Source organism: Streptomyces glomeratus (assembly GCF_021462825.1).
In the GTDB taxonomy this organism is placed as follows: Bacteria; Actinomycetota; Actinomycetes; order Streptomycetales; family Streptomycetaceae; genus Streptomyces; species Streptomyces glomeratus.
The window spans coordinates 16327-29660 of sequence record NZ_JAKEEB010000052.1 but is presented as its reverse complement, the minus strand read 5'-3'; the positions used below and the strand labels follow the sequence as shown (position 1 = coordinate 29660).

Annotated in this window: 13 protein-coding genes and 5 pseudogenes; 12 read left to right on the top strand and 6 right to left on the bottom strand. The window is 67.5% G+C overall.

What is annotated here, in order from left to right:
- Positions 1-256: 256 nt before the first annotated feature.
- A pseudogene (locus LZ604_RS36620) lies at positions 257-349 on the top strand (IS5 family transposase); the annotation flags it as partial.
- Positions 350-358: 9 nt separating this feature from the next.
- Here LZ604_RS36620 and LZ604_RS33195 read toward each other — a convergent pair.
- Complete coding sequence (locus tag LZ604_RS33195; RefSeq protein ID WP_234519784.1) at positions 359-823, bottom strand: hypothetical protein; 465 nt, start codon at positions 821-823, stop codon at positions 359-361.
- 109 nt (positions 824-932) lie between these two features.
- On the opposite strand from LZ604_RS33195, the pseudogene LZ604_RS33190 reads away from it, so the two are divergent.
- The 3 genes and pseudogenes from LZ604_RS33190 to LZ604_RS33180 all read left to right on the top strand — a co-directional run.
- Positions 933-1292: pseudogene (locus tag LZ604_RS33190) on the top strand (transposase); the annotation flags it as partial.
- A gap of 1065 nt (positions 1293-2357) precedes the next feature.
- Positions 2358-2978, top strand: a complete 621-nt coding sequence (locus LZ604_RS33185) for a hypothetical protein (protein ID WP_372482255.1) — start codon at positions 2358-2360, stop codon at positions 2976-2978.
- 94 nt (positions 2979-3072) lie between these two features.
- Positions 3073-3228 (top strand): annotated as a pseudogene (locus LZ604_RS33180) (IS5/IS1182 family transposase); the annotation flags it as partial.
- Here the strand turns inward: LZ604_RS33180 and LZ604_RS33175 are convergent.
- Positions 3215-3499, bottom strand: a complete 285-nt coding sequence (locus tag LZ604_RS33175) for a hypothetical protein (RefSeq protein WP_234519783.1) — start codon at positions 3497-3499, stop codon at positions 3215-3217. The pseudogene LZ604_RS33180 and the gene LZ604_RS33175 sit on opposite strands and share 14 nt — an antisense overlap.
- Before the next feature lie 182 nt (positions 3500-3681).
- Positions 3682-3981, bottom strand: a pseudogene (locus LZ604_RS33170) (transposase); the annotation flags it as partial.
- Positions 3982-4040: 59 nt separating this feature from the next.
- Here LZ604_RS33170 and LZ604_RS36450 point away from each other — a divergent pair.
- Positions 4041-4139 (top strand): annotated as a pseudogene (locus tag LZ604_RS36450) (helicase associated domain-containing protein); the annotation flags it as partial.
- A 96-nt stretch (positions 4140-4235) separates the two neighbouring features.
- On the opposite strand, the gene nhaA reads toward LZ604_RS36450, so the two are convergent.
- Together nhaA and LZ604_RS33160 are read right to left on the bottom strand one after the other, a co-directional pair.
- A complete protein-coding gene (gene nhaA, locus LZ604_RS33165) occupies positions 4236-6113 on the bottom strand; it encodes a Na+/H+ antiporter NhaA (RefSeq protein WP_234519782.1) in 1878 nt (625 codons plus the stop codon).
- A gap of 179 nt (positions 6114-6292) precedes the next feature.
- On the bottom strand, positions 6293-6952 hold the full coding sequence (locus LZ604_RS33160) for a TetR/AcrR family transcriptional regulator (protein WP_234519779.1): 660 nt from the start codon (positions 6950-6952) through the stop codon (positions 6293-6295).
- 182 nt (positions 6953-7134) lie between these two features.
- Here LZ604_RS33160 and LZ604_RS33155 point away from each other — a divergent pair, with 182 nt between their 5' ends.
- The 6 genes from LZ604_RS33155 (at position 7135) to LZ604_RS33130 (ending at position 11696) form a co-directional block, all read left to right on the top strand.
- A complete protein-coding gene (locus LZ604_RS33155; RefSeq protein WP_234519777.1) occupies positions 7135-7683 on the top strand; it encodes a carboxymuconolactone decarboxylase family protein in 549 nt (182 codons plus the stop codon).
- 110 nt (positions 7684-7793) lie between these two features.
- The gene (locus tag LZ604_RS33150) at positions 7794-8594 is read left to right on the top strand and encodes an isocitrate lyase/PEP mutase family protein (RefSeq protein WP_234519775.1); all 801 of its coding nucleotides are present in this window, start codon (positions 7794-7796) and stop codon (positions 8592-8594) included.
- 48 nt (positions 8595-8642) lie between these two features.
- A complete protein-coding gene (locus LZ604_RS33145) occupies positions 8643-9290 on the top strand; it encodes a nitroreductase family protein (protein ID WP_234519773.1) in 648 nt (215 codons plus the stop codon).
- A 52-nt stretch (positions 9291-9342) separates the two neighbouring features.
- On the top strand, positions 9343-10260 hold the full coding sequence (locus tag LZ604_RS33140) for an NADP-dependent oxidoreductase (protein ID WP_234519772.1): 918 nt from the start codon (positions 9343-9345) through the stop codon (positions 10258-10260).
- 110 nt (positions 10261-10370) lie between these two features.
- Positions 10371-10754, top strand: coding sequence for an MmcQ/YjbR family DNA-binding protein (locus tag LZ604_RS33135; protein WP_234519787.1), 384 nt, complete (start codon positions 10371-10373; stop codon positions 10752-10754).
- A 54-nt stretch (positions 10755-10808) separates the two neighbouring features.
- Positions 10809-11696: an SDR family oxidoreductase gene (locus tag LZ604_RS33130; protein ID WP_234519771.1), complete on the top strand. Its 888-nt coding sequence runs from the start codon at positions 10809-10811 to the stop codon at positions 11694-11696.
- Between the two features lie 427 nt (positions 11697-12123).
- On the opposite strand, the gene LZ604_RS33125 is transcribed toward LZ604_RS33130, so the two are convergent.
- On the bottom strand, positions 12124-12384 hold the full coding sequence (locus tag LZ604_RS33125; protein WP_234519770.1) for a hypothetical protein: 261 nt from the start codon (positions 12382-12384) through the stop codon (positions 12124-12126).
- Between the two features lie 96 nt (positions 12385-12480).
- On the opposite strand from LZ604_RS33125, the gene LZ604_RS33120 reads away from it, so the two are divergent.
- On the top strand, positions 12481-13188 hold the full coding sequence (locus LZ604_RS33120) for an SMI1/KNR4 family protein (protein ID WP_234519769.1): 708 nt from the start codon (positions 12481-12483) through the stop codon (positions 13186-13188).
- The last annotated feature ends 146 nt before the right edge of the window (positions 13189-13334 follow it).

Sequence of the window (13334 nt, the reverse complement as noted above, 5' to 3'; positions counted from 1 at the left end):
ATCTGCACCACCTGCCACCAACCCCTGTCCCGCAGGACCACACCAAGATCAAGACAGACCTAACGAAGTCCTACTAGAAGGCCCATGAAGATCTTGGGGTTCTGGCCCCGCCGCGCGAGCGGCGGGGCCAGACTCGTTTCGTGGCGATGGGGGAATGGGCCGGGGAGACGGTCGGGCCGGATGTGTGGGAGACCTGCCAGCCTGGCTCGCCCAGCACGGCAACCGCCGCCTGCGCTACCGCGGAACCATCGCCAACAAGAGGCACCGGGCCGTGGCCACGAGGTACGACAAGCTGGCTGTGCGCTATGAGGCGACCGTACTGGTCGCTGCGATCAACGAGTGGCTGTGACCTGCGACGTCAGGTCAGGCTCCGGCGTGCTACAGCGAGGAATTTCGCCTTGAACGGCTCCAGGCGCTCGGCCAGGCTCCCCTCGTCACGCTCCTGCCAGACCGCTTGATTAAGGGCGCGGGCGTAGGCGGTCGTCGGTGAGTGAAGGCCAGGGGCACAGAGCAACTCGATGCTCTTCTCGGCTATTCGAAGACCGTCCATCGCCGGCCTGGCCGTCACATACCAGTCATCACCGACCTCCCATTGCGGCGGCCGCGCATGCGCTACGCCCTCCGCCTCCAGCGCGCACCGTATGAACTCCAGCACGGTCCTGATCTGCTCAGCACGTCGCTCCTCCGCCTGCGCCGCAGCCCGCCTTTGTTCTTCAGCCCGGTCAGCTGCCCGTTGCGTCGTGCGCTGGGTCAGATACGTCAACGCACCACCTACAGCCACACCCACCATCGAAATCACTGGGGTCCACAGGTCACCTGCCACGGCCGACTACTACCAGTACCTGCCCATCGACCGCTACCGATCTTGCGAGACAGGCGTGTATGCCCAGATACCGAGCCGCTCCAAGACCCACTTCCGATACACGCCCTATTTCACCGCCGTGATGGAGCAGATTCGGGTGCCCCGCATCGGCCCGGGACGGCCCCGTGTGCGGCCGGCCAATGTCCTGGGCGACAAGGGCTACAGCTCCAGGGCCATCCGGACATGGCTGCGACGCCGGGGTATCAGGCACCCCATCCCCGAGCGGGCCGACCAGGTCCGCAACCGGCTCCGGCGCGGCAGCCGGCGCGGGCGCCCTCCGGTCTTCGACAAGCAGCTCTACAAACGGCGCAACGTGGAACGGTGCTTCAACCGCCTGAAGCAGTGGCGCGGTATTGCGACCCGCTACGACAAGACCGCCGAGTCCTACCAAGCAGCCGTCACCCTCGCATCGCTGCTGATGTGGGTGTGACATTTGAAGACAACTCCTGGCAACGCTAGTTGACGCGCGAACCACGACCGGCAGCGATCAGGGGCGATGACCGCTCGGTGCGCGCTGCCAACCAGCGCTATTAGGATGCGCGGGCGGGGTTGTGCCGGCCCGCCGCCGGTAGAGCCCCGCAACAAAGCCTCCCGCTGCCACGCATCTTGATCACGATCACACTTCGGCCGGAGCCGTCATCGAGCGGCACCGTGAGGCGGCCGACGGGCACCCACCAGCGGGTGTGCCACATCGGCCGCTCCTTGCCGTCGACGTCCTTACCTTCCGCTGGCAGAACCGCATGTACTTGTCGATCTTCGCGGCGAGGACCTGAGCGGACTCGAAGCAGTTGTCGATCTCCACGAACAGCAGCGGCACCCCTTCCTCGGGTGCGCGGTAATGACGATGTCCGCCTGGGCGCCGCCCCTGCCGGGATTGGACCAGGTGCCGGTCGCGGGCAGAGCCACCTCGGTCGCGTAGGAGGCGATGGCGCCCAACCCGGCGGGCGCGTCGACGGCGGCCTGCGCGGCGGCGAGGACGTCGGCCGGCTCGCCGGCAAGCACGGCGGTGCGCCAGGAGACATGTACGTCACCGTGCACGTCATCGACTGATCAGCCGTCGGACTCCGGCGTGCGAAGCTCCGGCCTCCGGCGGCCAGTCCCTGGCTGTTGTAGTCGGCCCCCGAGTAGGTCATCGACTGGCGTGCGCACATTGCGGCCGACACCCGGATCGTGTCAGGCCACGTCTGGTGAGGGGTCGCGGCCGTCCGTGCGGCACTCCGCAAGAACTGCCGAGACTTCGCCACGGGCTTTCACGAACCGGAATGCACGGACGCGCAGTCTCGGACGGGTCGGTTGACGGTGGGTCCGCTGCCAATGGCCCACCCACCGAGGGGTGTACAGCGTCACGTGATGGCTGGTCACTTTATCGGCCAGGAGGGTAAGGTCCTGTTCGGCCGGTGATCACCGGCCGTAGATCACATGCAGGGCCGCATGAAGTGGTGGCAGTGACCGCGCCGCCGCCGAGGTGTTCTGCGGTCGGCAGAACGGGGAGTCCATGACTACGTACCACCGCGCGTTCACTGCTTTGGGCATGCTTGCCGCCAGTGCCGCGCTCGCCCTCGGCGCGAGTCCGGCCGGCGCCACCAGCTCATCTCTTCCCTACGGGCCCGGTCCCCAGGACCACTACACCGTGCAGAAGCAGCCGGCACCAGGCACCTGTCACTACCGGCACGACCACGCACAGCCGCTGCCCGACAGCCACTGCACCCCCGGTGCCCTGAACCCGAAGGTCACCACCCGGACCCTCAAGGCCACCATCTGCAACCCACACGGATACACCTCCAAAATCCGCCCCCCGGCCTCGGTGACGGGCCGTGAGAAGATCGCGAACGCCGCCTCGTACGGCTACAAGACCGACAAGGCGAGCCTGCACGACGCCGAGTACGACCACCTGGTCTCACTGCAACTGGGCGGGGACCCGAACGACCCACGCAACCTCTGGGTAGAACCGCCCAGCCCCGGACACAGGCCAGGCGCCGGCCCGAACAACGACAAGGACAAAGTCGAGACCCGCCTGCACACAGCCATCTGCAACGGACGAGTCACCCTCGCAGCAGCCCAGCAAGCCATTGCCTCGAACTGGGTGACCGCCGAACAACGACTCGGTCTGAAGTAACAGCCACACCCTCGGCGGCCGCCGCTACCTCGACGGTGCCCAGACACCGACCTCCCGAGCGATGCCCGCGCGGTGGTGGTCGACTCACGCGCCCAACGACTCGCCTCTGCTCGGACCGACTCTCCACGCAGCCATGGACCGGGTCGGGCCACTGCCGGACGCCGTGAACGTCAACCTCGTCGATCGGGGCTATGACAGCAACGCGTCCCGCGCTCTGCTCCGGGAGTTGGGCTTCATCAGTGAGATCGCCCTTCACTCCCTGTGAAACCGAACGCCGCATCTTCCCCTGATGAGATACGCCTCTCTGCGTGGGAGAGTGAAAGGGCCAGATCCACGGGCGTCACAAATCTTCGCTTTGAGATGACCTCCACGTTATCTACGAGCATCGCGACATTGACGCCGAAGTACTTGTAGCGAAGGTCAATCTCTGCAAGACCCGCAGGATCGCCCTGCTTGGCCCCCTCCCAGGTCTTCCGCCAGGGTGAACCCGGCTCTGGGAGAGAGAAGGAAAGATGAATCATGGTTTCTCCTTGCAGGAACTCTCCCACCTACAACGGGAAGGCGGTCACGACTTTTCCGTCATTCACGATCACGCGGATGCTAGTCAAGTCTCCGCCCCCGTTTGCCGGACCAGCCCTGCCGATGGTGTGGGTCTGTACGGTGAGCGGCCCTGTCGCATATTCGGTGGTGACGCAGCGTGCTGCTATCCGAGGAGGATGCGGTGGCGGAGAAGGGTGAAGCCTGCTCGTCCGTGCATCTGGCGCGCGATCCGCTTGGTCTCGGTGTCGACGCCTTCGGTGGGGCCGTTGCTGTGCGGAAGCGTGAGAGCGGCGATCACGGCGTCGCTGTCACGCTCCAGCCCTCGGGCGAAGGCGTGCAGATGAGGCAGATCGGCTGCGCGGACCTGGACGATCCAGCGCGAGAGCCCGTCGGCATTTTCTGCGCGAGGCATCAAGAGCTGCGCGAAGTCTCTGATAATGCTGGCCAGTTGGGTCATCTCCGGGCGTCGTCGTCGGCGGGGACGGAGACGGCGGCAGCGGGGACCAGGAGGAGCGGGAACTCCGGCTTCGTGCGTGGATCGGGAACCAGCGGAGCAGGGCCGCGACGCTGTCCCCCGAGCGGGTGGAGCAGCTGTCCGCGATCGGGATGCGGTGGGCGTAGCGGCGGACGGAGGGCGGGGCCGGGCAGGGTGATGCGTGATCCTGTCCGGCCCCGTTGTCCTCGGGTCAGCCGAAGTCGAGCGTCTGCTTGGTTCCGTCACGTGGCGACGGAGGCTCGTTCGCGGGCTGCGCGGACGGCGGTGGTGAGGCTGGCGAGGTCGTAGGCGCCGTGGTGTCTGCGGCCGTTGATGAAGAAAGTGGGGGTGCCGGCCACGCTGCTGAGGTCCGCTGACTCGACGTGCTCGGCGATGCGTGCGGCGCCGGTGTGAGCGCGCATGTCTCGTTCGAAGCGCTCGGTGTCCAGGCCGATAGCGGCCGCGTGGGCGTCCAGATCTTCGATGCGGAGGGCTTGTTGATGGCTGAGCAGCAGGTCGTGCATGTCCCAGAAGCGGCCCTGGCATGCTGCTGCTTCCGAGGCCTCGGCGGCGAGTTGGGCGTGGATGTGCACGTCTGCGAGGGGGAGGTGGCGCCATACGTAGCGCAGGTCTCCGAAGTCGGCGAGGAGTTCACGGACGACAGGCTCGGTCTGCCCGCAGTAGGGACATTCGTAGTCGCCGTACTCCACCACGGTGACAGCGGCGTGGTGAGGCCCTCGGATGTGATCGCGGTCGGGGTCCACGGGCACGGCCAGGTCGACGATCGTCTCCGCCTTCCCGAACACGGCCCGGAGCCGCAGCGCAGACGGCAGAAGGCCGATCACCGCGGTAACGAGCCGGGCTGTCAGGAAGGAGCAGACGAGTGTGGCGAGGATGCCGAGCTTGGCCTCGTCGAGGCGTGCACCGTGGAACGCGAGGGTCGCGATGAGCAGGGAAACAGTGAACCCGACCCCGCACAGCGCGCCGCCGGCGGTTGCCGCGCCCCAGCCGACCGGGAGGCGCAGCCGCCCGCGGGAGACGAGCGTGGTCAGGGCACAGGCTCCGACGATGCCCAGCGGCTTGCCCAGGACGTAGGCGATGAGGATGCCCAGGGTGACGGGCGAGGTGAAGGCTCGGGCCAGTTGGCCGCCGCTGATCTCGATGCCGGCGTTGGCGAGGGCGAACAGCGGGACCACCGCGTAGCTGGTCCAGGGGTGGTAGATGCGTTGCAGGCGGTCGTTGGGGGAGATTGCCGAGGCGATGCCGACGCGGACGGACCGTTCCAGTTCCGGGGTGGGCTGCTCGCGGAACAGCCGGAACAGGCCGGTCGCGTGTTCCAGGTCGGTGCGTGAGGCGGGGTAGGCGTAGGTGAGCAGCCCCAGGGCGAGACCGATCACGACCGGGTCCACACCTGACTCGAGCAGGGCGACCCATGCGACGACGCCCAGCAGCGCGTACACGCTGCCGTGGCGTACGCCGAGTCGCAGGCTGAGCAGGACGAGTGCGAGGGTTGCGATGGCCACGAGGAGTGCGGGCACGGCGATGCGGTCGCTGTAGGCGAAGGCGATGACGCCGAGGGAGAGGAAGTCGTCGACCACGCTCAGCAGGAGAATGAAGACCCGCAGTCCGGGCGGCATGCCGCGGCCAGCGACGGCCAGCACGCCCAGGGCGAACGCGGTGTCGGTGGACATCGCCGCACCCCAGCCCTGCTCGCTGCCGTGGCCGGCGTTGACGGCGAGGAAGAGGGCGATGGGCACGATCATGCCGGTGAGCCCTGCGACGAGCGGCAGCGTGAGCCGCTTGCGCTCGCGCAGTTCTCCCATGTCGAACTCGCGGCGTGCCTCCAGACCGACGACGAAGAAGAAGAACGTCATCAGGCCGCTGTTGACCCACTCCCGCAGGCCGAGCGAGATCCCGTACGCACCGAAGCGGACAGACAGGCGGGTGTCCCAGAACGCCGTGTATGCCGAGGGCGTCTCGTTGGCCCAGAAGAGTGCGGCGAGCGCCGCGGCGACCAGAACGGCAGCACCGCCGGTCTCGGTGCGCAAGAAAGCACGCAGCGGGGAACCTCCGCTGCTGCACAGCGTCTGGCCGGTGTAGGCCTCTGGTTCAGGGGACATGGGTCAGATTCTCGTTCGCCTGGCGGGCCGGCGTGCGGACGGAAAGCCGGTGCGTCGGCAGTGGGTCGTTTCGCAGACTGGCGAGCTCGTGGGTCATGGCAGCGGCAACGGCCGGGTTTACGGGGGCCTCGTCGGCTGGGTCTGGGCGCTGCTGCACGCGGCCCCACATGCGCCGTACGTCACGCTCCCCGAGCTTTGAGTACGCCGGCGTCGGGAGACGTGGCGAAGGTCTGCAGGTGGTCGATGGCTGCATGCAACGCGTCTTTCAGCGGAGTGATGTCCCGCGCGACCTGGGCGAGGAGCATGCCGCCCTGGAAGGCAGCAAGGAGCAGATTGGCCAGTTGCGTGGGATCTGCCTCAGCGCTGATGCGGCCGAGTTGCTGCATGCGCTCGATTCCCTCGCGGAAGATCCCCCTCCACTGGTCGAAGGCACTGGCGAGCTCGTCGTGCACGTCGAGGTCCGTCTTGATGATCTCGCTCGCCAGGGAGCCAAGGGTGCAGCCCTCCTGGTAGGCGCGCTCGTAGCCGATGTAGAAATCCGCCCACGCCCGGAACGCGTCGAGGGTGTCGAAGCCGGCGAATCGCTCGTCGCGGTGGAAGGTGAGGACGCGTTCGGCCTGCCAGGCGGTCACGGCCAGGACGAGGCTCTCCTTGCTCGGGAAGTAGTGGTTCAGCTGCGATCCGCTGACGCCGGCGGCGCGACGGAGCTGCTCGTTGTTCGTCGCGTGGACTCCCTTTGTGTAGATGAGCTCCGCGGCGTGCTCCAGGATGCGGGCCCGCGTGGCCTGCCCCTTTGACGTGAGCTTGTGAGGCGCCGGAGCTGCCGTAGTGGTGGTCACGCCTCAACGATACGCCGGATTGGGCTTGGCAGCCCAGAACCGAGAGTGTTCACTCTGAGAAGTGGGCCGGACAGCCCAAAAATGGCCAGGGTTCGCAGTCCCGGGGCTGGACCTGCGAGGCAGTAAGAACCGGCCTGGGCTCGACGCTGACTGTTCACACATTCACCGGAGGTTGATTCGCAATGTCACGCCTGAGCGTTCCCCCGCCCGACGACGTCACCGACGGCGCGCAGGGCGTCCTCGACACCATCGGCGCGCAGTTCGGGTTCGTTCCGAACATGTTCGCCACTCTGGCGTCGAACCCGACCGTGCTCGACGTCGTCATGACGCTGCAGGGCAGCTTGAGCCGGGTTCTGGACGCGAAGACGCGGCACACCATCGCGCTCGCCGTCTCGCAGGCCAACGGGTGCGACTACTGCCTGGCGGTGCACACCTACGTGTCGTCCAAGTTCGGCGGCATGTCGAGCGACGACATCGACCTGGCCCGGGCCGGGAGCTCGGTCGATCCCAAGCGCGCCGCGGTCGCTCGTTTCGCTCAGCAGGTGGTGGAGAGCCGCGGTCAGGTGAGCGACGCCGACCTGGCGGCCGTACGAGGCGCCGGGTACACCGACCCGCAGATCCTGGCGATCGTCACGGTGGCGGTGCAGGTCCTGCTGACCAACTTCATCAACAACGTCAACCAGACCGACGTCGACATCCCCGCCGTGAGCGCGGCCAGCACGTCCGGCTGATCGCCGGGACCCCCGTCGAGGCCGCGCTCACGGCCGACACACCCTCACCGCACCACAACGATCATTCGGGAAGGTTCGCTATGCCGGGCTCCGAACTCTATGAGGAGTTCATGGCACTGCACACCCGCGATGGTGGCTTCGTCATGCCGAACGCGTGGGACGGCCTCTCGGCGCTGATGCTGGCCGATGCCGGTTTCGAGGCGATCGCTACGTCGTCGGCGGCACTCGCCGCCACACTCGGCCGGGCCGACGGGCGTCACGAAGTCACCCGCGCCGAGCACCTCGCGCATGCGCGGCTGCTCGGCCGGCTCACCGGGCTGCCCGTCAACGGAGACTTCGAGGACGGCTACGGCGACACCCCTGCAGACGTCTCGGCGACCGTGGAAGCCGCCGTCGAGGCCGGCCTGGCCGGTATCGGAATCGAAGACACCTCAGGCGATCCCGATCAACCGATCCGCGGCTTCGACGAGGCAGTCAACCGCATACACGCCGCCATCGAGGCGGCCAAGGGGCGCATCGTCGTCACTGGCCGCACCGACAACTTCCTCCAGGGCCGACCCGATCTCGACGACACCATCCGGCGTCTGACGGCCTTCGCCGAGGCCGGCGCGGATGTGCTCTACGCCCCCTACCCACCCGACCTCGACGCACTCGTCGCGATCGTCACCGCCGTTGCGCCGACACCGGTCAACGTCCTCATCTCGCCGGCGGACAAGGTGCTGACCGTCGCTGAGCTGCAGGGGGCCGGGGTCAAGCGCATCAGCTTGGGTCCAGCGCTCTACACGCACGCCATGGAGGCACTCCAGCAGGCCACCAAGGCTCTCGTCGCCGGCGACCTCACCACCGCGACCACAGGAATGAGCTTCGAGCGCATCAACGACCTGCTCGACCGCGGCACGAACCAGCCCTGACCCGAACCGTTCCTCACCCATTTCATCGCAAGAAGAAAGCGGATCGACATGAACCTCGACCGGCTCATGAACAAGCACCTCACCAGGTATTTCGACCCCAGCAAGACCATTCCGGAGGAAACCCTTCAGCAGCTGCTGAAGTTCCTGCGCTCCACGCCGTCATCGGTGAACGTACAGCCGAACCACTTCTACGTTCTCGCCACGCCCGAAGGCAAGGAGCGGCTCGCCAACAACCTGGGCGAACGATTCCGGGACAACGCCGAGAAGATCCTGAACGCGTCGCACACCATCATCCTCACCACCCGGGCGGATCTGCCCGACACCCACCTGGAGGCGGTGTTCGCCAAGGAGAGGGCCGACGGCCGGTTCCCCGACCCGGCGAAGCAAGAGCTGTGGGAATCCATGACCCGGGACTTCCTCAGCCTGCGCACCTACGGCTACAAGGACCTGAACCACTGGATGGAGAAGCAGACCTACATGGCGGTGGGCCTGACCATGATGGCGGCCGCCGAGCTCTGCGTCGAGGCCACCCCGCTGGAGGGGTTCGACCCGACCAGTGTCGACAAGGCCTTCAAGATCCGCGAGAGCGGACACAGCACGACGGTGCTGCTGGCCCTCGGCTACCCCGACCCGGAGAGGGTGTACACCACCCCGATCTCGCGTTTCGACACCGACCAGCTGTTCACCTTCATGTAAAACCCACCAGGAAACCGACAAACCATTACATATCCAAGGAAGAAGCATTTCGATGAAAGCCATTGTGGTCGCCGACCAGGCCGCGGGAATGGCCGGAATGACGCTGACGGAGCGGCCCGAGCCGCTCGCAGCGATCAACGACGTCATCGTTCAGATCCATGCATCGGGCTTCGTCCCCACAGAGATGGAGTGGCCCTCGACCTGGACCGATCGCGCCGGCCGTGACAAGACACCGTCGATCCCCGGCCACGAGCTGGCCGGAGTGGTCACCGCCCTCGGCTACGGCACGACGGGGCTCTCCGTCGGGCAGCGAGTGTTCGGCCTCGCCGACTGGCACCGCGACGGCACCCTCGCCCAGTACGTGGCGATCGAAGCACGCAACCTCGCACCGCTGCCCGGCGACGTCGACTTCACCGTAGGCGCGTCCCTGCCCATCTCAGGCCTGACCGCCTGGCAGGGGCTGTTCCAGCACGGCCGCCTCCAGACCGGCCAGACCGTCCTCGCCCACGGCGCAGCCGGGGCAGTCGGCACGATGGTCACCCAGCTCGCACAGGAAGCCGGCGCCTACGTCATCGGCACCGGACGCACCGCCGACCGCGAGAAGGCACTCGACTTCGGCGCGCACGAGTTCATCGACCTCGAGAACGACACGCTCAAAGACATCGGCGGCGTCGACCTGGTCTTCGACGTCATCGGCGGCGACGTTCAACAGCAGTCCGCCGCCCTGATCAAGCCCGGAGGAACCCTGGTATCCGTCGTCGGCCCGGTCGAAGCACGGCCCGCTGACGGCCTGGCCATCGACTTCGTCGTCGAAACCGACCGCGCCCAACTCGGTGAGATCGTGCAGCGGGTGCGCGACGGACGGCTGCGAACCAACATCGGTGACATCGCCAGCCTCGACGACGCCATCGGCGCCCTCAACCCGACCACGCGACGCCGCGGCAAGACAATCATCCGCGTCCTGCCGTAGATGGCCGTGTCGGAGACCAGGACCATGACCCGCCGGTCGGTCGGTGGCCGTCCACTGCCGGCCACCGACTGGCCCGAAGGACCCGAAACGACACACCGGAGTTGATCACCTTGGACGGACAGGAACTGCAGAAGATCGCACGGGACCACACCGCGGAACTGCCCGGCACCGACCAGGAGCATCGTTTCGGCCCCGACTGGGAGCTCCACAAGGTGGGCGGCAAGGTCTTCATGCTCATGACCGACATGCCGGGACGCCCCGTCGTGATCCTCAAAGCCGACCCGGACGACGCCACAGCCCTGCGCAAGCAGTACGCAGACATCACCCCCGGCTACCACATGAACAAAAGACACTGGATCACAATGCAAGGCGGAGACACCATCGACGCCAAGCTGGTCAAGGAACTCGTCACCGACTCCTACCGTCTCGTGGCCGGCGCGCTTCCCAAGTCCAAGCAACCCGTGGATCCACACACCCACAACCGCCACGCCTGACCCCCGCCACGCCCATCCTGCGACCAGCGTCGCAGCCCCCATATGGAGCCCCCCATGCGCGTGTTCGTCACCGGCGCCAGCGGCAGCATCGGCTCAGTTGTCGTTCCCGAGCTCATCGCCGCCGGTCACGAGGTCCTCGGCCTCGTCCGCTCCGATACCGCGGCTACGGCCGTCACCGCCGCCGGCGGGACACCGCTCCGCGGCGACCTCACCGACCTCGACAGCCTCCGCACCGGCGCCACACAGGCCGACGGCGTCATCAACCTGGCCTTCAGCAACGACTGGAACAACCTGGAACAGGGCATCGACGAGGAAGCGTGCGCCGTGCACACCCTCGCGGCCGCACTCGCAGGCAGCGGCAAGCCGTTCGTACATGCCGGCCTCACCCCGATGATGCCAGGCCACACCTCCACCGAGGACGACCCCGACACCACCGACGGTCCGGTCGGCGGCCGCGGCCGCACCTCCGAGATGGTGCTGACCCTGGCCGACCAGGGCATCCGCTCCTCTGTCGTGCGGCTGCCGCGCTCCGTGCACCAACGCGGGTCGCAATACGGCTTCTGCTCAGTCCTCATCGCCGCCGCGCAGAAAACCGGCCTGTCAGCGTACGTCGGCGACGGCACACAACGATGGCCGGCAGTCAACCGGCTTGACGCCGCCCGGCTGTTCCGCACCGCACTCGAGGACGCCCCGCCGGGCACGGTCCTGCACGCAGTAGCCGACGAGGGCGACACCATGAAGACACTGGCCGAGGCAATCGGCGGCGTTCTCGCGATGCCGGTCGAGCCGGTGCCGCCCGAGCGCTTCGGCGTCATCGGCCGCGTGTTCGCCCTCGACATGCCATCGTCCAGTGCACTGACCCGGGAACGGTTCGGCTGGCAGCCCACCCACCCGAGCCTGATCGACGACCTCGCTGCCGGCGACTATCCCGCCCTGGGCTGAAATCCTCGACTGCCCCCGCACCTGGTCCAGCTCGGCTTCGACTACATCCTGGCAGTGGAGAGTGGAGACGACGTCCAGGCCGCGCGGCTCGCGTCCGAGGTGCAGCAGCTGCCGGGCATCGCGGAACTGATCGTCGCCCTGGACGAGGTCGGCGTCATCTACCTGATGGCGATCGGGCAGTGGGCCACGCACGCCCCCGCGGCTGCCGCGCCGGGGATCGCCCGCACCATCGCCCACTTCGTCGGCCAGGTCCTCGCCGACACACCGAAGGACGTCGTCCAGGCTCTGCAGGCGCTGCGCGATGAGCAGATGGAGCGGGCCCGCGCGGTGGTGGACACCACCGGTGACCGCACCACCGGTGCGGGTGGATGCGCACTGGTGGTGGATGCCGGGCATCGTCAGTGCGCACCCGCGGCATCGGGTTCACTCAGTGGCCGGCCTCCCGGCCGCGGTGCGCTCCGGGCTCCTGCGGGCGGTGCGCCCGCTGGTCGTCCTGGCGCACCGGGTGCACTGGGTCGGCATCCTCTTGCTCGGCGTAGCGGTCCGCGCGGGCGCGGGAGTCGTCGGCCGCCTTGGTGAACGCGTCCTGGAGACGGCGCAGCCGCTCGACTGTGAGATCGAGGGCTTCCACGTCCGTGCGGGACTCCCGCAAGGCCCGTAGCGCGGTCAGGTCGATGCGGGCTTCCAAGCGAGCCCCTCTGCCACCCCTCCTCCACCACCACGGTAGAGACGAGCGGCCGCGAACACAGCCCAGACGGAGGTCGGATGTCGGCGGCAGGGACTAATGTCCGTACTCGCCGTCGATAGGAGAGCCGTGAACACGCGCGTGCACTGGTCGGGAGTTCGAGAACGCGTCATCGCAGTGGAGGAGGCCGAGCGTCGAGCCCGTGGCCGTGGGCCGTCTCGATACCCGACGTTCGAACCCGTCCTGCCCCCCGCCGCCATCGCCGAGGTCGAAGCGCAGTTCGGTGTCGCGCTTCCCGACGAGTACCGTACGTTTCTGGCGGAGGTTGGAGCCGGAGGCCCCGGACCGGCGATCGAGCTCACCTCGTTGCGCCGAATCGACGGGAAGTGGGGATGGGTCTGGGAGAACGACGAGGACCATCCCTGGCTGTTGGACCCGAGCGGGCCGTTCGTCGAGACGGAAGACTGGGCCGACCAGCAGATTGCGACCCTTCGCGCCGCCGGGTACGAACCCACCACACGTGACGAAGACGACGACTATCTAGACGACTACCGCACGGTCTTCGGCGAGGCTGGCGACGATGTGTGGTTCCGGGAACGCGGGCGGGGTGCGATCCCCATCAGCGACAACGGATGCGGGATGACCGGCTGGCTCATCGTCGTCGGCCCGCACCGCGGGGAAGTCCGCGACCGGGACTGCGCGGTCAACCCGCCCTTCGAGCCGTACGTCGATGCAAACGGAAACCGTCACACCTTCCGCAGCTGGTACCTCGAGTGGCTTGAGCAACGCGAGAGGGCAGCTCGATGATCAAGGGCTGGTGACACTGGCCCGCCCCACGTACAGCGACCTACCCAACCTTTCCCTTCAAAGGAACCACACCCACCTCCGATGCAGGCGGTCACGCTTGCGCGTACCGCCGGATGGGCGGCCGTCCGGCACGGGGTTTGGGCGCA